The following is a 23,431-nucleotide window of genomic DNA, read 5'->3' on the forward strand; positions in this document are numbered from 1 at the left end:
CGCGCGCGCCCGCGAGCCCGCCCGGATCCCTTACTCCCGCGGGAAGTGGGCCTCGAGCCACGACAGGATGTCGGCTCGCACGGTGGCCTGCTCGAATCCGTTGAGGATCTCGTGGCGGCCGTTGTAGACGTGGGTGGTGACGTCGGTGAATCCGGAGCGCTTGCGGTAGGCGGCGGCGAGCTTGTGCACCGAGCGGGGTCCGCCGACGGTGTCGTCGCGGCCGACGAGCAGCAGCGTCGGGGTGTCGGGAAGGCCCCGCGCGGGCAGGCCGAAGAGCTGCGCCGCACCAAGTACACCGAAGAGCTGCACAAGCGGCTTCTGCACCGTGAGCGGATCCGCGAGGGCGTCGTCCTGCACCGCGGGATCCTCGCAGATCCACTCGTTGCCCTTCACGTCCGGGCCGGCCCAGGGCTTGTTGAGGGGGCCGGAGTTGAGGGATCCGGGCCACCGCAGCGAGCTGCCGATGAGGATCACGGCGTCGTATGCGCCGGGGTGCGCGTTGACGAGCTTCTGAGTGAGGAAGGATCCCCATGAGTGGCCGAGGATGATGAGCGGCTTACCGGGATTCTCGGAGCGCGCGAGCTGCGACATCTCCCACGCCGACTCGACTGCGGCGGAATGCCCGCCCTTGCCGAGCCTTCCGAGCAGGTCGACGGATCCGTGCTGTTCCATGCCCGTGCGGCCGTGGCCGCGGTGGTCGTCGGCGTACGCGGCCCAGCCCGCGGCGGCGAGTGCCTCGAGCAGCGGGGCGTAGCGGCCGGCGTGTTCGCCGACGCCGTGAAGCACGTGCACCGCTCCGCGGGGCTCGCCTTCCGGGAGGACCCGGTCGTAGTGGATGCGCGTTCCGAGGCTGTCGACGAAGGTGCTCACATGCCGATCATGGCAGATCCGCGCCAGCCATTCCTTTATCCAAACTAATGATCTAAACTAATAGTTGATATGTCTAATGAAAAGTTTCGCACTGAAGTCTCCGATGTGCGCGCCGCGACGCTACGCCTCGCCCGCCGGATCCGCCAGCAGCGATCCGTAAAACTCATGACAGACGGGCAATTCGCCGTGCTCGTCGCCCTGCACCTGCACGGGCCGCACACCCTCACCGCCCTCGCCGAGCGCGACGGCGTGACCGCCCCGTCGATGAACCGCACGGTTAACGCGCTCATCGAACACGACTACGTCTCGCGCGTCACGGATCCGACCGACCGCCGCAAGGTGCAGATCGCGATCAGCGAAGCGGGATCGCAGGTGGTCACCGACACGGTCGAGCGGCGCGACATGTGGCTCTCTCAGGTGCTCGAGAACATGACCGAGGCGGAACGATCGACGCTGCACGAGGCGGCGCAGATCATCCTGCGAGAGGTGCATAAGTAATGAGCTCGATGTTCCGGTCCCTCGGAATCTTCAACTACCGAATATGGTTCATCGGCGCGCTGATCTCGAACATCGGCGCCTGGATGCAGTCGACCGCGCAAGACTGGGTCGTCCTGACAGAACTGACGAACAACGACGCGACCGCCGTCGGCTTCACGATGGCGTGCCAATTCGGCCCGCCGCTCGTGCTCGCGGGCGTCGCCGGATCCATCGCCGACCGGTTCGATCGGCGCAAGGTGCTGCTGTTCACGCAGACGATGCTCGGGCTGCTGTCACTGCTCATCGGAGTGCTCCTGCTGCTGGACGTGCTGACGCTGCCGATGATGCTCACGATCGCGCTCGCAATCGGCGTCACGAACGCGATCGATAACCCCGCGCGCCAGGCGTTCGTCAGCGACATCGTCAACCGCCACAACGCGTCGAACGCCATCGCCCTCAACTCGACGTCGTTCAACATGGCGCGCCTCATCGGCCCCGCCGTCGGTAGCCTGCTGCTCATCGCGATGGGCAGCGGATGGGTCTTCATCATCAACGCCGCCACCTTCGCTGCGATGCTTCTCGCGCTCATCTTCATGCGGAAGAACGAGCTGCAGCCGCGGGTCAAGCCCAAGCGCGGGGCCAACAAGATGGCCGACGGTGCCCGCTACGTCGCGAAGCGCCCCGACCTCATCGTGACCTTCGTGATGGCCTTCCTCATCGGTGCCTTCGGCATGAACTTCCCGATCTTCGCCTCGACGATGGCGCTCGAGTTCGGGCGCGACGCCGACGGGTATGGTCTCTTGAGCTCGACCCTGGCGATCGGATCCTTGACGGGCGCACTGCTCGCCGCCCGCCGGTCGCGAGCGCGGTTGCGCGTCGCGATCGTGGCGATCGGTGGCTTCGGAATCTTCCAGACCCTCGCGGCCTTCACGCCCGCTTACCTGGCCTACGCGGGAGTCTGTATCCTCGTCGGCTTCTGCACCGTCACCTTCATGACGACGGCAAACGGGTACGTGCAGACGACGACGGATCCGGCCCTGCGCGGGCGCGTTCTCGCCCTGTACCTGGCGGTCACGATGGGATCCACCCCGATCGGCGCCCCGATCATCGGCTGGATCGCCGACGCCTTCGGCGCGCGCCAGGCGATCTTCACGGGCGGCGTCGCCTCGATCGTCGCGTGCGGGATCGGCGCCGGATGGCTCGTCTTCTCGGGCCGGCTGCACCGCGCCGACACCGGCGGGTTCAAGTTCGAGCTCGACGAGACGCGGCCCATCAGCATCATCACCGAGGCCATGCCCCAGGTGCCCTCCACCGACGACACCGTCTCACTCGCAACGTCGGCGCAGCCGGTGCTGAAGGCCCGCTCGAACGACAAGAAGTAGGGTCGCCAAAAATGTCGCCCCACCGGCCGGTGGGGCGACATTTTTTGGCGACCCTCCCACGCGCAACTCCCGCGGGCGCGCCCCTCGGCGGGAAGGCGTCAGTCGGCGAGCTGGCCGAGCGTGCGGGGGCGCACGATGAGCCAGAGCGACAGGATCCCGACGAGCGAACAGGCCATCATGATGGCGGCCATCGACATCGGGCTGATGCCGCCCGTCCACGCCGAAACCACCGCGACGAGCGGCGAGACGACACCGGCGATGCCGTTGTTCGCGGCGCCGAGCACGCTCGCCGCGGTCCCCGCAGCCTCGGGGTGACGGTCGAGCGCGAGCACCTGGGCGCACGGGAACGTGAATCCGCACGACGTCATGAAGAAGAACAGCGGGATGATGACACCCCAGGGCCCCTCGATCAGCTCGGCGCAGATCGGGATCGCGATCGCCGCGAGGAGCAGCGCGGCCGTCGAGTACGCCAGAACCCACTGCGGGCCGAACCTCGCGGCGAGGCGCGCGGCGGTCTGGTTGCCGATGATGAGACCGACGGAGTTCATCGCGAAGATCAGGCCGTACTGCAGGGTCGACAGCCCGTAGCCCTGCTGGAACAGGAACGACGAGACCGACAGATACGAGAAGAGGCCCGAGAATGTCATGCCGCCGATCAGCAGCACGCCGACGAAGACGCGGTCGCTGAACACGACGCGATAGCGGTGCCGGATCGACACCTTCTCGGCCGTCGCGCGATCGCCCTTCGGCCGTGTCTCCGGCAGCGCGAAAAGCGCGCACACAAGGATCAGCGCGGCGTAGGCCGCGAGCACGACGAAGATGCCGCGCCACGGGATCACCTGCAGCAGAGCGGATCCGGCGAGCGGCGCGATCACCGGGGCAAGCCCCGAGACGAGCGCGAGTCGCGAGAGCATCACGACGAGGCGGCGCCCGCCGAAGAGGTCGCGCACCATCGCCATCGCGACGACGGCGCCACCCGCGGCACCCATACCCATGAGGATCCGGGCCCCGCCCAGGACGAGCAGGTTCGGCGCGAAGACCGCGATGACGCTCGCGACGAGGTGCAGCACCGTCGAGACAAGCAGGGGCGTGCGGCGCCCGACGACATCGCTGAGCGGGCCGACAATCAGCTGGCCGAGCGCGAAACCAACCATCGTGCCGGTGAGCGTCAACTGCACCGCGCCCTCGGTCGCGCCAAACTCACCCTGCAGTAGCGGGAACGCCGGCAGGTACATGTCGACCGTGAACGGACCGAGCGCGGTCAGGGCGCCGAGAAGCAGCACGTATCCGAACAGGCGACCGGACGAGAGCTTGTCGCCCGGGTGCTTGTGGGCGACCTCGGATCCGGCCTCGCGCACGCTGTCAGGAACGTGGATGTGCCCGGTGGGGACCGCGATCAGGCCCGTTGATACGGGAATCATGCCCGTCTCGGGGTAAGCGTCTTCGCGGTTGTCCTCGGTCATCTCTTCTCCTTTACAACGTGATGTAAAACGCTACTCGCCGAGCCACCCCGCCCGCGCACAATTCCTCAAGTCTCCGCCGAAACGTCAATTCTCCGCGCGGTCATCTGTGAATCACAGATGACCGCGCGGAGAATTGACGGCAGGGGGCGAAAGTGAGGAGTTAGCGGGACGCCGGGACGTAGCGCTTCGGCGGGAACGCCGCGGCGACGGCCTCGCGCATCTCGTCAAGCTCGCCCTCGACATAGCCCGCGGCGCGGCCCTGCACGAGCAGGTTGCCGATCGCGGTCGCCTCGACCGGGCCCGCCTCGACCACGACGCCCGCACGGTCGGCGGTGCGCTGGCAGAGCAGCTGGTTGAGGGATCCGCCGCCGACGATATGGATCGTCTCGACGGGGATCCCGCTGAGCTCGCTCGCCGTGCGCACCGCGCCCGCGAACGCCTCGGCGAGGCTCTCGACGATCGAGCGCGCGAACTCGGCGCGCGTCGACGGCACGGGCTGGCCGTTGGCCGACAGCCACTGGGCGATCCGGCCCGGCATGTCGCCCGGGGGCATGAACACGGGGTCATTCGCGTCGAAGACGCCGATCTCGCCCGTGACCTCGGCGGCCTCGGCGAGCAGCGCCGGCAGGTCGATCTTCTCGTCTGAGCCGCGCTCCCACTCGCGGATCGACTCGCTCAGCAGCCACAGGCCCATGACGTTGTGCAAGAAGCGGGTGCGGCCGAACGCGCCGCCCTCGTTCGTGAAGTTGTGCTCGCGCGCGGCGTCGGTCAGCACGGGCTCGCGCGTCTCGACGCCCACGAGGCCCCACGTGCCGCACGAGATGTAGGCGGCGCGATCGGCCTTCATCGGCACGGCGACGACGGCAGAGGCCGTGTCATGCGAGCCGACGGCAACGACCGGCGCGGATCCGCCGAGCTCCTTCGCGACCGACGGAAGCAGCTCACCGATCGCCTCGCCCGGATCGACGAGCTTCGGGAAGATGCGGGTCGGCAGACCGAGCTTCTCGGCGAGTTCGAGATCCCATTCCTTCGTGGTCACGTCGAGCAGGCCGGTTGTCGACGCGTTGGTGCGCTCGGCGACCTTCTCGCCCGTGAGGAGCCACGCGAACAGGTCGGGCACGAGCAGCATCGCGTCGGCCGCATCTGTCACGCCCTGTTCGCAGGCGAGCTGGTAGAGCGTGTTGAACGGCAGGAACTGCAGGCCGTTGCGGCGATAGAGCTCTTCGAAGCTCGCCACGTCGTGCACGGCCTCGACGCCGGCGGCGGTGCGCTCATCGCGATAGTGGAAGGGCGTGCCGAGCATGCGATCGCCACGCAGCAGCGCGTAGTCGACGGCCCATGAGTCGATGCCGATCGAGGCGATGTCCGGGGCGACGCGGAAGGCCTCGCGGAGGCCATCGCGCACGCCGCGGTACAGCGCCATGAGATCCCACTGCAGACCGCCCGGGGTCTGGATGGGCTCGTTGAGGAAGCGTCCGACGGTCTCCATCTCGATGGATCCGTCGATGAAGCGGCCGACGATGACGCGGCCGCTGGTCGCGCCGAGGTCAACTGCGGCAACTGAACCAGTAGTCATTGTGTTCTCCAGATGCGGCGCGGCGGGCGCGGATCCCGAAAGAGGATCCGCGCCCGCGCACGTCGTCGGTTAGATCAGCGGACGAATGCCTGCGCGACGCCCGAGTCGACCGGGATGTGCAGACCGGTCGTGCGGCTGAGCTCGGGGCCCGTTAGCACGAAGACCGCGTCGGCGACGTTCTCGGGAACGACCTCGCGCTTGAGGATGGTGCGGTTCGCGTAGAACTGACCGAGGTCCTCTTCCTTGACGCCGTAGGTCGCGGCGCGGTTCGCGCCCCAACCGGCGGCGAAGATGCCGGATCCGCGGACGACGCCGTCGGGGTTGATGCCGTTGACGCGCACGCCGTGCTCGCCGAGCTCGACCGCGAGAAGGCGCACCTGGTGGGCCTGGTCGGCCTTGGTGGCCGAGTACGCGATGTTGTTCGGGCCGGCGAAGACCGAGTTCTTCGACGAGATGTAGATGATGTCGCCGCCCATGCCCTGCTGGATGAGGGGCAGTGCCGCGGCCTTCGAGACGAGGAACGAGCCCTTCGCCATGACGTCGTGCTGCAGATCCCAGTCCTTCTCGGTGGTCTCGAGGAGGGGCTTCGAGAGCGAGAGGCCAGCGTTGTTCACGACGAGGTCGATACCGCCGAACGCGAGGAGCGTAGCGTCGATCGCGGCCTGAACACCGTCGGCGTCGGCGACGTTTGCGGCGACGCCGATCGCGACATCGGTGTTACCGAGCTCGGCAGCGGCGGCCTGTGCCTTCTCGAGGTCGAGGTCGGCGACGACGACGCATGCGCCTTCCTTGGCCAGGCGGGTGGCGATGGCCTTGCCGATGCCCGAGGCGGCACCGGTCACGAAGGCGACGCGGCCCTGGTGGGTCTTCGGCTTGGGCATGCGCTGGAGCTTGGCCTCTTCGAGGGCCCAGTACTCGATGCGGAACTTCTCTTCGTCCGAGATGGGGGCGTAGGTCGAGAGCGACTCGGCGCCGCGCATCACGTTGATGGCGTTGATGTAGAACTCGCCGGCAACGCGGGCGGTCTGCTTGTTCTTGCCATAGCTGAACATGCCGACGCCCGGAACGAGGACGATGAGCGGATCCGCGCCGCGCATCGCGGGGCTCTCATCGGTCGCGTACGCGTCGTAGTAGGCCGCGTAGTCGGCACGGTAGGCCTCGTGCAGCTCCTTGAGGCGCGCGATCGAGTCTTCGACCGAGGCGTCAGCCGGCAGGTCGAGGATCATCGGCTTGACCTTGGTGCGCAGGAAGTGGTCCGGGCAGCTCGTGCCGAGGGCGGCGAGCTCGGGGGCGCGCTCCGAGGCGAGGAAGTCGGTGACGACGGCGGCGTCGGTGAAGTGGCCGACCATGGGGGCGTCGTGCGATGCGAGGCCGCGAATGGTCGCGGCGAGCGCGGCGGCCTTCGCGAGGCGCTCGGCCTCGGGCAGCGCCTCGTAGCCGGCGCGGACGCCACCGAAGGGGTTCGCTTTGCCGTTGTCGTTGATGTAGGCCTCGGCGGTCTCGATGATCCAGAGCGAGTTGCGCTCCGACTCTTCCGAGGTGTCGCCCCAGGCGGTGATGCCGTGGCCGCCGAGGATCGTGCCGATCGCCTGCGGGTTGGCCTTCTTGATCTCGGCGATGTCGAGGCCGAGCTGGAAGCCGGGGCGGCGCCACGGAACCCAGACGACCTTGTCGCCGAAGATCTTCTTCGTGAGCTCTTCGCCGTCGGCGGCGGTCGCGATGGCGATGCCCGAGTCGGGGTGCAGGTGGTCGACGTGCGCGGCGTCGACGAGGCCGTGCATGGCGGTGTCGATCGACGGGGCGGCGCCGCCCTTGCCGTGCAGGCAGTAGTCGAACGCGGCGACCATCTCGTCCTCGCGGTCGAGGCCCGGGTACACGTTCACGAGGGCGCGCATGCGGTCGAGGCGCAGCGCGGCGAGGCCCGACTCCGTCAGCGTGCCGAGGTCTCCGCCGGATCCCTTGACCCAGAGCAGCTCGACCGGCTCGCCCGTGACGGGGTCGATCTCGGTGCCCTTGGCGGAGGTGTTTCCGCCGGCGTAGTTGGTGTTCTTCGGGTCGGAACCGAGGCGGTTCGACCGGGTGATGAGGTCTGCGACGGTGGGGTTCGTCATGAGATTCCTAACGCGGCGAAAAATGGGCGACAGCGACAGTGCGTCACCCGTGATGTTACTTGTTGTAATTCTCACATCTTCTAACGCGGAGCGCAACATCGGGTTAACGAATCTCGACGATGCCCCGATACGGATCCAGCAGCGGATCGGTCGGATCCAGCTCAGTCACGAGCAACTCGACGTCGCCCCAGTCGATTCCGCGCGCCATTCCGGGGCGGCCGAGCTTCGTCGAGTCGACCAGCATGATCACGCGCTCGGATCCGCGGGCGAACTCGCGCTTGACCTGCGCCTCCTCGAGCGACACGTCGCTCGCACCGTGCTCGACGTCGATTCCCGCGCCGCTCGCGAACAGCATCGAGTACCGCGCCTCGGAGGCGAAGCGGCAGGCCATCGGCCCGACGAGGCTGCCCGTCAGCTCGTCGGCCTGACCGCCCGTGAGCGTCGCCCGCGTGACGCCCGCGCGCCGGAGCGCGCCGAAGTTCTCCCACGAGTTCGTCACAACGACGAGGTCGTCGTGCTGGCCGAGCTGCTCCGCGAGCACGCCCGCGGTCGTCGACGCGTCGAGCGCGATCGCCCCGTGGGCGGGAACGAGGTCGAGCACTTTCTGCGCGATCCGCGCCTTCGCCTGGCGGCGCTGCGCCATGCGCTCGCCGAACGGGCGGGGTCCAACCGCCCTGGTGGCGCCGCCGCGCACGCGGCGCGCGAGCCCCTCCTGCTCGAGTCCATCGAGGTCGCGACGAATCGTCATCTCGGAGACCCCGAGGGCCGCCGCGGCCTCCGCGAGCTGCACGCTGCCCGCGCTCTCGAGCATCTCCACAAGCGCCTTCTTGCGCTGTTCTCCGTGCACGGAACTCGTTGTCGACATACCCTGCACCGTATCGCGCGGCGCGCGGAATCCCCGAGCCGGGGTGCGTGACAGGACGCAAAGCGGCCCGTCGCTTTCCCGCGCGTCGGAACGCCTTCGGTTGCGAAACGCGAAAGGGCGGATCCACTGGATCCGCCCTTCTGCGTTACCGCATGCGCTTTACGCACCCCAGCTGGCCTGCTGGCCACCGACGCGGTCTGCGGCGATCTTCTCGAGGTAACCCGAGGCGGCGAAGGCGGCCATCGGGTCGGCGGCGAGGCCGCGGCTCTCGCGCCACTCGGCGAGCGCGGGGCGCACGTCGGTGTAGAAGGCGTCCATGAACACCTGGTTGGCGGCGAGCACGTCACCGGAGACCTGCGCGGCGCGGAGCTTCTCGGTGTCGACGAGGAGCGCGCGGGCGGTCATCTCCTGGACGTTCAGGACCGAGCGCATCTGACCGGGGATCTTGTCCTCGACGTTGTGGCACTGGTCGAGCATGAACTGCACATCGGGGTTATTGAGGCCGCCACCGCGGACGACCTCGAAGATGATGCGGAACAGCTGGAACGGGTCGGCCGCACCGACGATGAGGTCGTCGTCGGCGTAGAAGCGGCTGTTGAAGTCGAACGAGCCGAGCTTGCCGAGGCGCAGCAGCTGCATGACGATGAACTCGATGTTCGTGCCGGGCGCGTGGTGGCCGGTGTCGAGGCAGACGAGGGCCTTGTCGCCGAGGGCAGAGACCTGGGCGTAGCTGGTGCCCCAGTCCGGAACGTCGGTGTGGTAGAACGAGGGCTCGAAGAACTTGTACTCGAGCACGAGGCGCTGGTCGTCACCCAGGCGGGCGTAGATCTTCTGGAGCGACTCCTGCAGGCGGTCCTGGCGGCCGCGCATGTCGGCCTGGCCCGGGTAGTTCGAGCCCTCGGCGAGCCAGATCTTGAGGTCGCGCGAGCCGGTCTCATCCATGACGTCGATGCAGGCGAGGTGGTGGTCGATCGCCTTGTTGCGGATCGTCGCATCCTCGTGCGTCAGCGCGCCGAACTTGTAGTCGTCGTCCTGGAACGTGTTCGAGTTGATCGTGCCGAGCTCGACGCCCTCGTCCTCGGCGTGCTTGCGCAGGTCCGAGAAGTTCGACATGTCCCACGGAATGTGCAGCGCGACGGTCGGGGCGAGGCCCGTGTACTTGTGCACCTGGGCGGCGTCCGAGATCTTCTCGAACGGGTCGCGCGGGGTGCCGGGGGTGCCGAAGACCTTGAAGCGGGTGCCGGAGTTACCGAACGCCCACGACGGGAGTTCGATGGCCTGCTTCTCGAGCTGGTCGAGGATGTCCTGCGAAAGGATGCCCATGGTTGAGCCTTTCTGTTGTGCGACCCTCGTCGGTCGCGGTGCCAATTGGTTTAGGAGCGTGCGGCAGCGAGCTGCGCTTCGAGGTTGAACACCTCGGGGAAGATCTCGGCGTTCTGATCCGCCCGACCCTCCTGTGCGACGAAGAAGCGGCCCATGTCGGCCTCCCACTTCGCTGCGACCTCGCTCTTCGCGAGGTAGGCCTGAGACGCCGCGTCATCGTCGGTCTCGTAGAAGCCGACGAGTTCGCCGCCGCCCACATGGAAGATCGAGTAGTTGCGACGGCCGCTCGCGGCGATTTCCTCGAGCATCTCGGGCCAGACCGGGTCGTGGCGGCGCATGTACTCGTCGAGCATGTCCGGCTTCACGTAGAGCCGGAAGGCAATGCGCTGTGGCATCGTCACCCTCTTTCTGAATCGTTTCATTATGCGCACAGTGGGGCGCGCAGATCAAGTCGGATGCCGGATCCGTTTTCGCGGCGAGCGCGCGTCAGCTCGCCGCGCGCGTGCGCGGCGCGATCACGACGTTGATCCCGCGCCGGCGCATCTCCGCGATATGCGCCTTGTCGGTGCCCGCGTCGACGATGACGGCGTCGAAATCGGCGAGCGGCTGCATCGCGTGGAGCGCCCGCTTGTCGAACTTCGTGTGGTCCGCCAAGAGGATCCGCGTGCTCGCCGCGTCGAACATCGCGCGTTTCACGTCGACGGTCTCCATCGTCTGGTGGAACGCGACGCCGTCGGTGATCGCCGAGGTCGACATCACGAGAACGTCGGCGCGCAGGTGCGAGATCGTCTCGGTCGTGAGGCGGCCCATATAGGCGCTGCACCAGTTGTAGTACTGGCCGCCGAGGCCCAGGAGCGTCACGCCCGTGACCGAGCGCAGCTCGTTCATGACCGTCAGGGTGTTGGTGATGACGGTCAACGGCCGCCGCTCGTGCAGGTGCGGCACGAGATGGAGCACGGTGGTCGAATCGTCGAGCATGATCGACTGTCCCGGCTCGATGAATTCGAGGGCCGCCAGCGCGATCGCCCGCTTCTCGGAGAGCTCGCGGCTCGCGCGATACACGTCGCTCGACTCGACGAGGCCGGTCGACAGGGCCGTCGCGATGCCGCGATCCTTCCGCAGCAGGCCGCGCGACTCGAGCTCGTCGAGGTCGCGGTGCACCGTCATCGTGCTGGTGCCGAACCGCTCCGCGAGATCTGCGATCCTGATGGATCCGGCCGCCATCACGGCCTCCGTGATCGCGTTACGCCGATCGTTCTGCCGGGTGAGGCGCGACGTCGCCGACTCGTCGCCCACGACCGTGTCTTCCTTGCCCATCATCTTCTCTTCTCTACACGATGGTGCGGGGCGGGCGTATCCCGCCCGCCCCGCACCACGTTGTTGTTTTGCGCTCGATGAATCCGCCCGGTGTCACTCCTCGTATACGAAGGGCGACACCATGTTGTCGACGTTGTCGGCGGTGATAAGGATGCAGTCAATCGCCTGCTTCTCCGTCTCGGGCGCCTCCCCCGTGCGGATGAACTCGTCGGCAAGCTCTACGGCCGTCTCAGAGAACTGGGCAACGGGCTGGAGAACGGTGTAGGCCATCTCGCCGTTACGCACTGCCTCGACGGCGTCCGGCGCGCCATCGAAACCTCCGACGACGACGCCATCGAGCTTACCGGCCTCCTTCAGCGCGGCGATCGCGCCGAGGGCCATCTCGTCGTTGCCGGCGAGCACGCCCTTGATGTCGGGATTGGCCTGCATCAGCGCCTGCGCCTTGTCGTGGCCCTCGGTGCGGTCCCAGTTCGCGACCTCCTCGCCGACCTTCACGAGGTCGGGGTACTGCGAGATCACGGTGCTGAAACCGTTCGAGCGCGTCTGCGCGTTGTTGTCGCTCGGCGCACCGAACAGCTCGACGTAGGTGCCCTCCTCGCCCATCTGGGCGACGTATTCCTGCGCGCCGAGCGCCGCGCCCTGGGCGTTGTTCGACACGAGCTGCGCCTTCGCGAGGCCCGCCTCGTTGATCTCGGCGTTGACGAGGAACACGGGGATGCCGGCCTCGTCGGCCTTCTTCACCGCGCCGATGGATCCGTCGGCGTTTGCGGGGTCGAGGATGATCGCGACCGAGTCGTTCGCGATCGCGGTGTCGATGAGCGTGTTCTCGGTGTTGGTGTCACCGCGGTGCGCGCCGACGGTCGCCTCGTAGCCCAGCTCCTCGGCCTTTGCCTGCGCGAGGTCGCCCTCGGTCTTCCAGTACGGGTTGGCGGGGTCGTTGACGATGATCGTGATCAGGCCGCCGGCCTCGCCGCTGCCGCCACCATCGCTCGGCGTCGTCGCGTCGGTACCCGTGCTGTCCGAGGAGCAGCCGGCGAGACCGATCACGAGCGCGCCCGCCGCGATCATCGCGCCAAGAGTCTTCTTCCGAAACATGTGATTGTCCTTTCTCAGTGGCCCGGCAACGGTCATCGGTGCCGGGTGACCCGCTTAGGCTTCCGAGGAGCCCGCGCCGGTCGTGGCGGTCTGAGCGCTGTTGCTCGTCTCGCCGGGTGTCGTGTCAGGGGTCTTGTCGGGGGTCTTGTCGGACTTCTTGTCGGGGGCCGGGCGCCGGCGGCGGCCGTACTGCAGCGTGTTGAGCATCACGGCGACCACGATCACCGCGCCCATGAACACCATCTGCCAGTAGGCCGAGACGCCGATGATCACGAGGCCGTCGGAGAGGAAGCCGATGACGAAGGCGCCCAGCAGCGTGCCGCGGACGTTTCCTCGGCCACCCGTGAGGGCCGCGCCGCCGATCACGACGGCCGCGATCGCGGTGAGCTCGTAGGTGCTGCCCGCGTTGGGGTCGGCGCTCGTCAGGGTCGAGGCCAGCACGAGGCCGGCGATCGCGGCCGTCAGGCCCGAGATCACGTAGACCCAGATCTTCACGCGCGAGGTGGGCACGCCGCTCAGCTCCGCGGCGCGCTCGTTGCCACCGGCCGCGTACAGCCAGCGGCCGAACTTCGCGCGGCCGAGAACCGCGCCGAGCACGAGTGCCACCGCGATCATCACGAGCACGCCGACCGGGATCCCCAGGATGCGGTTGAAGCCCAGCCAGTCGAAGCCGGTGTTGCCGAGCTCCTCGCTCCCCGACATCTTGTTGATCGTCAGGCCGCCCGTCATGAGCAGCGCGAAGCCGCGCACGGCGTAGAGCATGCCGAGCGTCGCGACGAACGGCGCGATCTTGAACTTCGCCACGAGTATGCCGTTGACGAGGCCCACCAGGGCCCCGACGCCGCACGAGATCAGCACCGTGACCGGCACGCTCGGGTAGAGCGTCACGCCGAAGATATCGATCGGCACGCCCCGCAACAGGAAGCCGGCGATCACCGCCGAGAACGCGAGGGTGGATCCGACCGAGAGGTCGATGCCGCCGTTGAGGATCACGAGCAGCATGCCCATGCCGAGCAGCGCGTAGATCGCGACGTGGCTGGCCATGATCAGCACGTTGTTCCACGTGAGGTAGTTCGGCGAGAGCAGGGAGAACACCACGATGATCAGCACGAGCGCGAGGAACGCGCGACCCTCGAGGAGCAGCTTCGCGATGGAGAACCGCTTCCGGTTCTCGATGATCGCGGTAGTTGTTGTCGTCGTCATTGTCGATCCGATCTCAGAGGTCAGGCTTCGCCCGAGGCGGCCATGATCATGTCCTTGGTGGCGTCCGGCCCAAACTCGGCCGAGATCTGCCCGCGGCTCATCACGATGATGCGATGGGCGATGCTGAGGCACTCGCCGACCTCGCTCGTGGTGTACACGACGCCGACGCCGGTGCGCGCGCGGTCGGCGAGGAGCCGGAACACCTCGGCCTTGGCGCCGACGTCGATTCCGCGGCTCGGCTCGTCGAGCAGGATCAACCGCGGATCCGTCGCGACGATCTTGCCGATCACGACCTTCTGCTGGTTTCCGCCGGAGAGGCCGCCGATGTTGAGCTCCGGTCCCGGCGTCTTCACCGTGACGGCGGTGATGAGCTCGCGCGCCCGCTGCTTCTCCTTCTTGGCCGAGATCGCCCATCCCGACATGCTCTGTTCGAGGCTTGCCAGGGTGAGGTTGCGCCCCACAGAGAAGGTCTGCACGAGGCCGTCGCGCTGGCGGTCCTCGGGAACGAGGCCGACGCCCTTCTCGATGCGCGTCGCGATCGAGTCGCCGAGGATCGACTCGCCCTCGAGCAGGATCTCGCCGCTCTCGACGCGCTCGCGCCCCGCGATGGCCTCGAGCAGCTCGGTGCGACCGGCCCCCATGAGGCCGTAGATACAGACGATCTCGCCGGCGCGCACGTCGAGGTTGACGCCGTTGACCACGGCGCGCTCGGGGTTCTCGGGGTCGAGAACCATCAGGCCGTCGACGCTCAGCACCGGCTCGCCGAACTCGTAGCCCTCGGGAGGAGACCCGAGGTCGAAGTTCTCGCCGACCATGTTGCGCACGATCCAGGCGAGGTCGATGTCGGCGCGTTCGGCGCGGGCCGTCATGTTGCCGTCTCGCAGCACGACCGCGTGGTCGGTGATCTCGAGCGCCTCCTCGAGGTGGTGCGAGATATAGACGATCGCGACGCCGCGCGAGAGCAGGTCGCGCACGATGCCGAAGAGGGTCTCGACCTCGGCCGCGGCGAGCGCGGACGTCGGCTCGTCCATGATCAGGATCCGCGAGTTGACCGAGAGGGCGCGCGCGATCTCGATGATCTGCTGCTGGCCCACACGGAGGTCGGACACGAAGGTGTCGGGCTCGATGGGGAGCTTCATCTCCTTCAGGAGCGCCCGCGTCTGCCGGGTCTCCTCCGCGTAGTCGACCCCGCCGAAGCGGCCCATGATCTCGCGGCCCATGAAGATGTTGTCGCGCACCGTGAGGTTAGGCGCGAGGCTCAGCTCCTGGTGAATGATCGAGATGCCGTTGTCGGCGGCGTCGGTCGTCGAGCCGAAGGCGACGGGCTCGCCACCCAGCAGGATCTGACCCGAGGTGGGCTGCTCGACGCCGGAGAGGATCTTCATGAGCGTCGACTTGCCCGCGCCGTTCTCGCCGAAGAGCGTCGTGACGGTGCCGGCACGAATCTCGAAATTGACGCCCTTGAGCGCGCGCGTGCCACCGTAGTTCTTCACGATGTCGCGAGCCTCGAGGACGACGTTGTCCGTGGTGGTCATGTCGCTCAGCCCTCCTCGACCGAGACGGGTGTCACGAGCCAGGCCTCGGGGTTGATGAGCGTGAACGCGCCGGTGATCGTCGCGGTCGTGCCCTCGAGCGCGCTCGTGTCGAGCCCCTCGAGGACCTCGGCCTTCATGGCGTCGTTGATCGAGGCCGCGGCGTTTTGGTAGTCGATCTGGTTCGTGAACTCGCCAAACGTGATGTCGCCGGTCGCGTCGCGCAGCTCGGTGCCGTTGATCGCGGGGCCGGTCTGCACGCGGATGCTGAGGCCATCGGGGAGCCCGTCGACGTCGAACGCGTAGATGCTCGACGCGCCCTCGCCGAAGGTGCCCGTCATCGTGACGCTGAAGACGGTGCCGCCGGAGCTGGGCACACCGTATTCGGCGCTCGCCGCGTCCTTGTCGTCGGCGATCGCCGCCGCGAGCACGTCGGCCTCCACGGCGCGCTCGACGACCGCGTCGCGCACCTCGGGGAACTTCTCGGGGCCGTACACGGCGGGGTCGAATGCCTGCTCGGCGCCGGCGACCTCGGATCCGTACGGGACGACGCGCGTCCCCAGCGCGATGAACGCGATGACGACGACGATCACGCCGATGAGGATCCCGCGCTTGGCTCCGGTGCCCAGGCCACGGCGCGGCCGCGCCTCTGCGACTGCGCTCACAGCAAGACCCGCGATTCGGTGTCGTTGGGGCGGATCTGCAGCTTGCGACCGTCGCCCCGGCGGAACATCTCGAGCGCCTGCTCGTAGTCGTCGAGCGTGAACGAGTGGCTGATCATCGCCCGCGCGTTGATGGCGCCGGCCTCGAACATCTCGACCGCGCGGCCGAACGAGTTGAGCACCGCCATCGTGCCGACGATCGAGATCTCGTCGCGGTAGATGCGGAAAGGCGAGAACTGCGCGGTGCGGTCTGCGGGCGCGACGCCGAAGTCCTGGAAGAAACCGGCCGGCTTCACGCGGGTCAGCGCGTCTTCGATCGCCCGGATGTTGCCGGTGCAGTCGATCACAACGTCCCACTTCTCGCGGTCGGCGTCGTCGGCCGAGGTGTACCGCAGCTCGATGCCGCACTCCTCCGCGGTCTTCAATCGCTCGGCGTTGAGGTCGACGATCGTGACGCTCGCGGCGCCCGCGCGGTGGGCGAGCTGGGCCATCAACAGGCCCATCGTTCCGGCGCCGTAGACGAGCACGTGGTCGCCCATGCGGCGGGGCAGCACATCCCACCCGCGGATCGCGCAGGCGAGCGGCTCGATGAGCGCGGCCTCGTAGATGTCGGTCTCGGGCCTGAGCTTGTAGACGTTCGTCGAGGGCGCCGTGAAGAACTGCTGCGACGCGCCATCGGAGGCGACGACGCCGAGCCCGTTCCACTTCGGGCAGAGGTTCTGGTGCCCGTTCAGGCACTGCTCGCACTCACCGCAGGTGGTGCTCGGGTTGACGGCGACCTTGTCGCCGACGTGGAAGTCGAAGACGCCGTCGTTGACGCCCTCGCCGAGCTCGACGATCGTGCCCGTGGCCTCGTGGCCGGGCACGAGCGGGAAGATCGTGCCCTCGAACTCGCCGTCGAAGACGTGGGTGTCCGTGCCGCAGATTCCGACCGCGGCCGTCTCGATCAGGATCTCCTTGTAGCCGGGACGGGGCTTCTCCCGTTCCTCGAGTGACAGCACCCCTTGCTGCTGAAAAGCGACTGCGCGCATCATTGCTCCTGTTCGCATCCGACATCGGGCCATCCTTGGCCCGCGCCTCTGGGCGATCTTCGCCCGATCTCACCACTCGCCTCGCTGAGACGATCATTCGTGGTGTTACCTTGATCTACATTAGAACACAGATTACGTTAGATTCAACGTTATGTTCGTGACATCGAAGGAGATCGTCCCATGAGCAACAGCGCGCCCGCGAGCCCTCCGGCTTCCGACGCCCTCCCGACCACGCAGCGCGCGGCGGTGTTACACGCCGCGCGCGACGTGCGGATCCAGGAGCGGCCGGTTCCGGATCCGGCGGCCGACGAGGTTCTCGTCCGCGTCACGTCGGTCGGCGTGTGCGGAAGCGACGTGCACTTCTTCCACGACGGCCACCTCGGCGACTGGAGCGTCGACGAGCCCCTCGTGCTCGGCCACGAGTCGGGCGGCGTGATCGTCGCCGTGGGCGCCGACGTCGACCCGGCGCGCATCGGCGAGCGCGTGTCGATCGAGCCCCAGCATCCCTCGCACGCCTCGGCCGAGACGCTGCGCGGCGAGTACAACCTCGACCCCGACATGCAGTTCTACGCGGTGCCGGGCACCGACGGCGCGTTCCAGCAGTACGTCACGATCCAGAGCCACTTCGCGTTCTCGATCCCCGACAGCGTCAGCGACGAGGCCGCGGCCCTCATGGAGCCGCTCTCGGTCGCCATCGCGACCTGCCGCAAGGCGGGGATCCAGCCGGGGTCGCGCGTGCTCATCGCCGGCGCCGGCCCGATCGGCATCGTCACCGCCCAGGTGGCCCGCGCGTTCGGCGCGACCGACATCATCGTCTCCGACCTCGCCGAGGCGCGCCGCGAGACGGCGCTGAGCTTCGGCGCGACCCGCGTCGTGGATCCGGCGGCCGGCGGATCCGCGGATCTCGACCGGTCCGTCGACGCGTTCATCGACGCGTCGGGCGCCGCGCCCGCGGTGCTCGGCGGCATCCGTTCCGTGCGCCCCGGCGGGCGCGTCGTGCTCGTCGGCATGGGCATCGACGAGCTGGCGCTGCCGATCTCCTACATCCAGAACCTCGAGCTGACGATCACCGGCGTCTTCCGCTACGCCAACACGTGGCCCGCCGCGATCGCCCTCGTGGCGGCCGGCCGCGTCGACCTCGACCGCATGGTGACGGGCCGCTTCGGGCTCGATCGCGTCGTCGACGCGCTCGAGTCGACGTCGGATCCGACGACCATCAAGTCGATCGTCACGCCCAATAGCTGACCCATTGAACGCAGAACGGACTCAACGATGACCCGCTTGTGGAATGACCCCGCCGATTTCGCGGACGAGATGATCGACGGCTTCGTCGCGGCCAACGGTCGATACGTGCGCCGCGTGACGGGCGGAGTCGCCCGGTCGACGCAGACGCCGGAGGGACAGGTCGCGTTCGTGACCGGCGGCGGATCCGGCCACTACCCCGCCTTCGGCGGCCTCGTCGGCCCGGGGCTCGCGCATGGTGCAGCGATGGGCAACCTCTTTGCCTCGCCCTCGACGCAACAGGTGCTCTCGGTTGCGCGCGCGGCCGAGAACGGTGGCGGGGTCTTCCTCAGCTACGGCAACTACGCCGGCGATGTGCTCAACTTTGACGCCGCACAGGAGCAGCTGCGCGCGGCGGGGATCCCCTGCCAGACGGTCGCCGTCACCGACGACGTCTCGTCGGCCGGGAAGGACGAGATCCACAAGCGCCGCGGCATCGCGGGCGACCTCACCGTCTTCCGGATCGCGGGCGCCGCCGCCGAGCGGGGCCTGAACCTCGACGAGGTCACCCGCCTCGCGCGCCGCGCGAACGACCGCACGCGCTCCTTCGGCGTCGCCTTCTCGGGCTGCTCGCTTCCTGGCGCGGATGAGCCGCTCTTCGAGGTCAAGGAAGGCCACATGGCGATCGGGCTCGGGATCCACGGCGAGCCGGGCCTCGGCGATGCCGCGATCCCGACCGCCGATGGCCTCGCCGAGATGCTCGTCGCGCGCCTGCTCGACGAGCTCCCCGCCGACGTTACTTCGGCGAGGGGCGCGCGCGTCGTGCCCGTGCTCAACGGCCTCGGATCGCTGAAGTACGAGGAGATGTTCGTCGTCTATCGCCGCATCGCGCAGCTACTCTCCGAAGAAGGCATCACCGCGGTCGACCCGCACGTCGGCGAGTACTGCACGTCCTTCGACATGGCGGGAACCTCGCTCACCTTGCTCTGGCTCGACGACGAGCTCGAAGACCTCTGGGACACGGGCGTCGACACGCCAGCCTATCGGCGCGGATCCGTCGACGCCTCGCAGCTCGTGCTCGCCTCCGCAGACGAGGTCGCGGGCGAGGACGTGATCGGCGACGCCGACGACGCCTCCCGAGCCATCGCCAAGACGATCGCCGACGCGTTCGACGTCTGGCGCACCACGATCGACGAGAACGTCGACGAGCTCGGCCGCCTCGATGCGATCGCGGGAGACGGCGACCACGGCATCGGCATGCAGCGGGGGATCCACGCGGCGCAGGCCGCGGCGCGCGACGCGGCCTCGCGGGGCGCGGGAGCGGCGACGACGCTCGCCCGCGCCGCCGACGCGTGGTCGGACAAGGCCGGAGGCACGTCCGGCGCGATCTGGGGCGCGATCCTCGCCGCCGTCTCGGGACATCTCGGCGATGCCGGGGTCCCCTCGGCCTCGGCGCTCGCGCAGGGGCTCGAGGCCGCGAAGGAACGCGTTGCCGCCTTCGGCGCCGTGCCGGGCGACAAGACGCTCGTCGACTCGCTGAACCCGCTCGTCGAGACCTTCTCGGCGCGGGTTGCCTCCGGCGGATCCGTTGGTGACGCTTGGCGCGCCGCCGCAGATGCGGCGACCGCCGCGGCCGCCGCGACGTCCGACATGCTCCCGCAGATGGGGCGCGCGCGGGCGCACCACGAAAAGGCCCTCGGGATCCCGGATCCGGGTGCCCACTCCCTCGCCCTGCTCGCGCAGGCGCTCCTCTCCACCGCTCAGTGAAAGGCACGACAATGACCGACCAGCTTCGCATCGTCATCGGCTCGGATGACGCCGGATTCGACTACAAGGAGATCCTCAAGAAGGACCTCGAGGCGAGCGACGGCGTCGCGAGCGTCGTGGATGTGGGAGTGGGCTCCGACGGGCACACCCCCTACCCCGCCGTCGCGATCGAGGCCGCCGAGCGGGTCGCGCGCGGCGAGGCCGACCGCGCCCTCCTCTTCTGCGGCACCGGGCTCGGAGTCGCGATTTCCGCGAACAAGGTGGCCGGGATCCGCGCCGCGACCGCGCACGACAGCTTCTCGGTCGAGCGCGCCGTCTTGTCGAACAACGCGCAGGTGCTCTGCATGGGGCAGCGCGTGATCGGCATCGAGCTCGCGCGTCGCCTCGTGCGCGAGTGGCTCACCTACCGCTTCGATGAGAGCTCGGCGTCGGCGGGCAAGGTCGCCGTGCTGACCGAATACGAGACCACCGGCAGCTGCTAATGTCTCGGCGCATCGTCGGCATCAGCCTCAAAATGTACTTCGGGCACGCGCGGGCGACCGACTGGTTCGGCCAGGTCGCCTCGCGCGTCTCGGGGCACGCGGCTGTTGCCGGCGGCGCGGTCGAGGTGTTCGTCACCCCCACGTTCCTTCAGGTGCCGGCCGCGGTATCGGCCTTCGCGGGAACCCGCGTGCGGGTCGGCGGGCAGGACGTCGCGGCCGAGGCCGAGGGCGCCTTCACGGGCGAGGTATCCGCGCTCGAGCTGGCCGAGGTCGGCGCGGGTCTCGCCGAGATCGGGCACGCCGAGCGGCGCCGCCTCTTCGGCGAGACCGACGCGGACGTGGCGCGGAAGGTGGCGCGGTCGCTCGAGGCCGGGATCGAGCCGCTGATCTGCATCGGCGAGACCGCTCGGCACTCACCGGCCGACGCCGCCTCGGTTGCCGTCGAGCAACTCGAGGCCTCCCTCGCGGGCGCGCCCGACGGATCCGTCATCGTCGCCTACGAGCCCGTGTGGGCGATCGGGGCACCGGAGCCCGCGGGCGACGACCACGTGCGCGTCGTCGCGGGGGCGCTCCGGTCCGCGCTCGACGGGCGCCCCGGATCCGCCGTGATTTATGGGGGCGCCGCGAAGCCCGGGTTGCTGACGCGGCTCGGCGACGCCGTCGACGGCGTCTTCCTGGGGCGATTCGCGCACGATCCCGACGCCCTCATCGAGGTGATCGACGAGGCCGCGGAGCTGGCGTACCAGTAGGATCACTCCAGGCGTTCAGGAGGTTCCGTGTCGGTCAGTATCCGCGAAGTCGCGCAGCGCGCGGGTGTCTCTGTGGGCACCGTGTCGAATGTGCTCAACAGGCCCGACGCCGTCAGCGACGCGACGGTCGAGCGCGTCCGCGCGGCGATCGATGAGCTCGGATACGTGCGCAACGACGCCGCACGCCAGCTCCGCGCCGGCCGCAGCTCGACCGTGGGCCTCGTCGTGCTCGACGCCGGCAACCCGTTCTTCACCGAGGTGGCCCGCGGCGCCGAAGACGCCGCCGCCGATCGCGACGTCGCCGTGCTGCTCGGCAATAGCGACGAACGCACCGACCGCGAAGACGCATACCTGTCGCTCTTCGAGGAGCAGCGCGTGCGCGGGGTGCTCCTCTCCCCCGTCTCCGAGGCGCTCGCGACGGCGCAGCGCCTCCGCGACCACGGCACCCCGGTCGTCCTGGTCGACCGCACGGCACCCGGATCCGATTTCTCGTCCGTCGCCGTCGACGACGTCCGCGGCGGGTACATCGCCGCCGCCCACCTGCTCGGGCAGGGGCGACGCCGCATCGCGTTCGTGGGTGGCGGGTCCCTCCGCCAGGTCGAAGACCGCTTCGCGGGCGCGCAGCGCGCCGTCGCGGAAGTGCCGGGCGCGACGATCGAGCGCGTCGCCACCGACCAGCTCACCGTGATCGCGGGGCGCGAGGCCGGATCCGTGCTCGTCGAGCGCGCCGAGCGGCCCGACGCGATCTTCGCCGCGAACGACCTGCTCGCCGTCGGCGTGATGCAGGCGCTCGTGATGATCGCCGACCTCAAGATCCCCGACGACATCGCCCTCATCGGCTACGACGACATCGCGTTCGCGGCGTCGACGGTGGTGCCGCTGAGCTCGATCCGCCAGCCCGCGCGCCTCATCGGATCCCGCGCCCTCGAGGTGCTCGAGGCCCTCATCGACGACCCGGCCCGCGCCCCCGAGACAATCGAGTTCGAGCCGGAGCTCGTGGTCCGCGCCTCCACCGCCGGCTGAGCCCACGCCCCGGGTGGGCCCCACGCTTGTGTGGGCCCCACGCCCGCGAGATCGCACTCTTTTCTGAGCGCACCTCCGCGAGATCGCACTCTTTTCTGAGCCCACCCCGCGAGATCGCACTCTTTCGCCGAGATCGCCCTGAATTCAGTGAGATCTCGCGAAAAGAGTGAGACCTCACGAAAAGAGTGAGACCTCACGAAAAGAGTGCGACCTCGCGGGATGTGGGATCACCCCGGAGGCGGGGCCACCCGGGCATGGCCCCGTCAGCCGAGCGGGACCTCGACCGCCACCCGCTCCGTGGCCGAGCGCTGGGCGGCGTCGGCGAGGATCAGGGCCGCGCGGCCGTCTTCGAACGTCGAGCTCGCCGAGGCGCCGCCGCGGGCGAGCGCGATGAAGCTGGCCAGCTCATCGGCGTATGCCTCGGCGTAGCGCTGCAGGAAGAAGTTCTCGTAGGGCGCGCGCGACTCCACGCTCACGGCCGACGAGTGGCTGACGAGGCTCGTCGAGCGGTTGGCGACCTGCAGGCTGCCCTCGGATCCGAAGGCCTCGAGCCGCTGGTCGTAGCCGACGGCGCTGTGGCGCGAGTTGATGATCGTCACGACCGCGCCGGTCGACGCCGTCAGCGTCACGACGGCGGTGTCGAAGTCGCCGTGCTCGCGCGCACCGGGGTCGAAGGTGTTGGTGCCCGTGGCCGAGACCGAGACGATGTCGGGCAGGAAGAACCGCGCCATGTCGAAGTCGTGGATCGTCATGTCGCGGAAGATTCCTCCCGACACGGCGACGTAGTCCGCGGGCGGCGCGGCCGGATCCCGACTGATGATCGTCAGCTGCTCGAGCGAGCCGATCTCGCCGGCGGCGACGCGGGCGCGCACCTCTGCGAACGCGGGGTCGAAGCGGCGGTTGAAGCCGAGCGCGACCGGAACACCGAGCGACGCCACCTTCGGCCGCAGCGCGTCGACGCGCGCGATGTCGAGGTCGATCGGCTTCTCGCACAGCACGGGCAGGCCGCGGTCGATGGCCTTCTCGATGAGATCGACGTGCGTGGGCGTCGGGGAGGCGATGAGCACGGCGTCGACGTCGTCCGCCGCGAACAGCTCCTCGGCGTCGGCCGTCGCCCGCCCGCCGAAGCGCGCGGCGACACCAGTGGCACCGTCGATGAAGGGGTCGGCGACCCAGGAGAGCTCGGCGTCGGGGCTCGCGGCGATGTTCGCGGCGTGCACCTGGCCGATTCGGCCGGTTCCGATGAGGCCGATACGCAGCGGGTTCGAGGTCACAGTTGTCC

The 23,431-nt window shown here is 68.7% G+C and carries 21 protein-coding genes; 7 read left to right on the forward strand and 14 right to left on the reverse strand.

Annotation, left to right across the window (positions count from 1 at the left end; all coding sequences use genetic code 11):
* Positions 1-30: 30 nt before the first annotated feature.
* On the reverse strand, positions 31-870 hold the full coding sequence (locus DTO57_RS06555) for an alpha/beta fold hydrolase (protein WP_114117434.1): 840 nt from the start codon (positions 868-870) through the stop codon (positions 31-33).
* 69 nt (positions 871-939) lie between these two features.
* Between DTO57_RS06555 and DTO57_RS06560 the strand changes: the two genes are divergently transcribed.
* Both DTO57_RS06560 and DTO57_RS06565 read left to right on the forward strand, forming a co-directional pair.
* On the forward strand, positions 940-1,368 hold the full coding sequence (locus tag DTO57_RS06560) for a MarR family winged helix-turn-helix transcriptional regulator (protein ID WP_114117435.1): 429 nt from the start codon (positions 940-942) through the stop codon (positions 1,366-1,368).
* Positions 1,368-2,729 carry an MFS transporter gene (locus DTO57_RS06565; RefSeq protein WP_425325784.1) on the forward strand — a complete coding sequence of 454 codons (1,362 nt, stop codon included), beginning with the start codon at positions 1,368-1,370 and terminating at the stop codon, positions 2,727-2,729. Before DTO57_RS06560 ends, DTO57_RS06565 begins: the two co-directional genes overlap by 1 nt.
* Before the next feature lie 98 nt (positions 2,730-2,827).
* On the opposite strand, the gene DTO57_RS06570 is transcribed toward DTO57_RS06565, so the two are convergent.
* The 12 genes from DTO57_RS06570 to DTO57_RS06625 all read right to left on the reverse strand — a co-directional run bounded on the left by DTO57_RS06570 (position 2,828) and on the right by DTO57_RS06625 (position 16,910).
* Positions 2,828-4,192 (reverse strand): multidrug effflux MFS transporter, encoded by a 1,365-nt coding sequence (locus tag DTO57_RS06570; protein ID WP_114117436.1) that lies wholly within the window; start codon positions 4,190-4,192, stop codon positions 2,828-2,830.
* Positions 4,193-4,352: 160 nt separating this feature from the next.
* Positions 4,353-5,768, reverse strand: a complete 1,416-nt coding sequence (locus DTO57_RS06575) for a rhamnulokinase (protein ID WP_114117437.1) — start codon at positions 5,766-5,768, stop codon at positions 4,353-4,355.
* Between the two features lie 74 nt (positions 5,769-5,842).
* Entirely contained in the window at positions 5,843-7,879 is a 2,037-nt protein-coding gene (locus DTO57_RS06580) for a bifunctional aldolase/short-chain dehydrogenase (RefSeq protein WP_114117438.1), read from the reverse strand.
* Between the two features lie 103 nt (positions 7,880-7,982).
* A complete protein-coding gene (locus DTO57_RS06585) occupies positions 7,983-8,744 on the reverse strand; it encodes a DeoR/GlpR family DNA-binding transcription regulator (RefSeq protein WP_114117439.1) in 762 nt (253 codons plus the stop codon).
* Positions 8,745-8,903: 159 nt separating this feature from the next.
* The gene (gene rhaI / locus DTO57_RS06590; RefSeq protein ID WP_114117440.1) at positions 8,904-10,067 is read right to left on the reverse strand and encodes an L-rhamnose isomerase; all 1,164 of its coding nucleotides are present in this window, start codon (positions 10,065-10,067) and stop codon (positions 8,904-8,906) included.
* A 50-nt stretch (positions 10,068-10,117) separates the two neighbouring features.
* A complete protein-coding gene (locus DTO57_RS06595; protein ID WP_114117848.1) occupies positions 10,118-10,462 on the reverse strand; it encodes an L-rhamnose mutarotase in 345 nt (114 codons plus the stop codon).
* A gap of 91 nt (positions 10,463-10,553) precedes the next feature.
* Positions 10,554-11,387, reverse strand: a complete 834-nt coding sequence (locus tag DTO57_RS06600) for a DeoR/GlpR family DNA-binding transcription regulator (RefSeq protein WP_114117441.1) — start codon at positions 11,385-11,387, stop codon at positions 10,554-10,556.
* A 90-nt stretch (positions 11,388-11,477) separates the two neighbouring features.
* On the reverse strand, positions 11,478-12,479 hold the full coding sequence (locus tag DTO57_RS06605) for a D-ribose ABC transporter substrate-binding protein (protein ID WP_114117442.1): 1,002 nt from the start codon (positions 12,477-12,479) through the stop codon (positions 11,478-11,480).
* Between the two features lie 54 nt (positions 12,480-12,533).
* Positions 12,534-13,682 carry an ABC transporter permease gene (locus DTO57_RS06610; RefSeq protein WP_114117443.1) on the reverse strand — a complete coding sequence of 383 codons (1,149 nt, stop codon included), beginning with the start codon at positions 13,680-13,682 and terminating at the stop codon, positions 12,534-12,536.
* 20 nt (positions 13,683-13,702) lie between these two features.
* The gene (locus DTO57_RS06615) at positions 13,703-15,217 is read right to left on the reverse strand and encodes a sugar ABC transporter ATP-binding protein (protein WP_114117444.1); all 1,515 of its coding nucleotides are present in this window, start codon (positions 15,215-15,217) and stop codon (positions 13,703-13,705) included.
* 5 nt (positions 15,218-15,222) lie between these two features.
* Positions 15,223-15,879 carry a DUF2291 family protein gene (locus DTO57_RS06620; RefSeq protein WP_187346605.1) on the reverse strand — a complete coding sequence of 219 codons (657 nt, stop codon included), beginning with the start codon at positions 15,877-15,879 and terminating at the stop codon, positions 15,223-15,225.
* The gene (locus DTO57_RS06625) at positions 15,876-16,910 is read right to left on the reverse strand and encodes a zinc-dependent alcohol dehydrogenase family protein (RefSeq protein WP_229730454.1); all 1,035 of its coding nucleotides are present in this window, start codon (positions 16,908-16,910) and stop codon (positions 15,876-15,878) included. Before DTO57_RS06625 ends, DTO57_RS06620 begins: the two co-directional genes overlap by 4 nt.
* 177 nt (positions 16,911-17,087) lie before the next feature.
* On the opposite strand from DTO57_RS06625, the gene DTO57_RS06630 reads away from it, so the two are divergent.
* From DTO57_RS06630 to DTO57_RS06650, 5 genes are read left to right on the forward strand one after another with little or no spacing between them, the layout of a single operon-like run.
* On the forward strand, positions 17,088-18,152 hold the full coding sequence (locus DTO57_RS06630; RefSeq protein WP_114117445.1) for an NAD(P)-dependent alcohol dehydrogenase: 1,065 nt from the start codon (positions 17,088-17,090) through the stop codon (positions 18,150-18,152).
* A gap of 27 nt (positions 18,153-18,179) precedes the next feature.
* Complete coding sequence (locus DTO57_RS06635; protein ID WP_114117446.1) at positions 18,180-19,895, forward strand: dihydroxyacetone kinase family protein; 1,716 nt, start codon at positions 18,180-18,182, stop codon at positions 19,893-19,895.
* A gap of 11 nt (positions 19,896-19,906) precedes the next feature.
* Positions 19,907-20,377: a ribose-5-phosphate isomerase gene (locus DTO57_RS06640; RefSeq protein ID WP_114117447.1), complete on the forward strand. Its 471-nt coding sequence runs from the start codon at positions 19,907-19,909 to the stop codon at positions 20,375-20,377.
* The gene (locus tag DTO57_RS06645) at positions 20,377-21,126 is read left to right on the forward strand and encodes a triose-phosphate isomerase family protein (RefSeq protein ID WP_114117448.1); all 750 of its coding nucleotides are present in this window, start codon (positions 20,377-20,379) and stop codon (positions 21,124-21,126) included. Before DTO57_RS06640 ends, DTO57_RS06645 begins: the two co-directional genes overlap by 1 nt.
* A 27-nt stretch (positions 21,127-21,153) precedes the next feature.
* Positions 21,154-22,149, forward strand: a complete 996-nt coding sequence (locus DTO57_RS06650) for a LacI family DNA-binding transcriptional regulator (protein WP_114117449.1) — start codon at positions 21,154-21,156, stop codon at positions 22,147-22,149.
* Positions 22,150-22,412: 263 nt separating this feature from the next.
* On the opposite strand, the gene iolG is transcribed toward DTO57_RS06650, so the two are convergent.
* Positions 22,413-23,423: an inositol 2-dehydrogenase gene (gene iolG / locus DTO57_RS06655; RefSeq protein WP_114117450.1), complete on the reverse strand. Its 1,011-nt coding sequence runs from the start codon at positions 23,421-23,423 to the stop codon at positions 22,413-22,415.
* Positions 23,424-23,431: the final 8 nt, after the last annotated feature.

This window comes from Microbacterium sorbitolivorans, from assembly GCF_003327285.1.
GTDB classification, from domain to species: Bacteria; Actinomycetota; Actinomycetes; order Actinomycetales; family Microbacteriaceae; genus Microbacterium; species Microbacterium sorbitolivorans.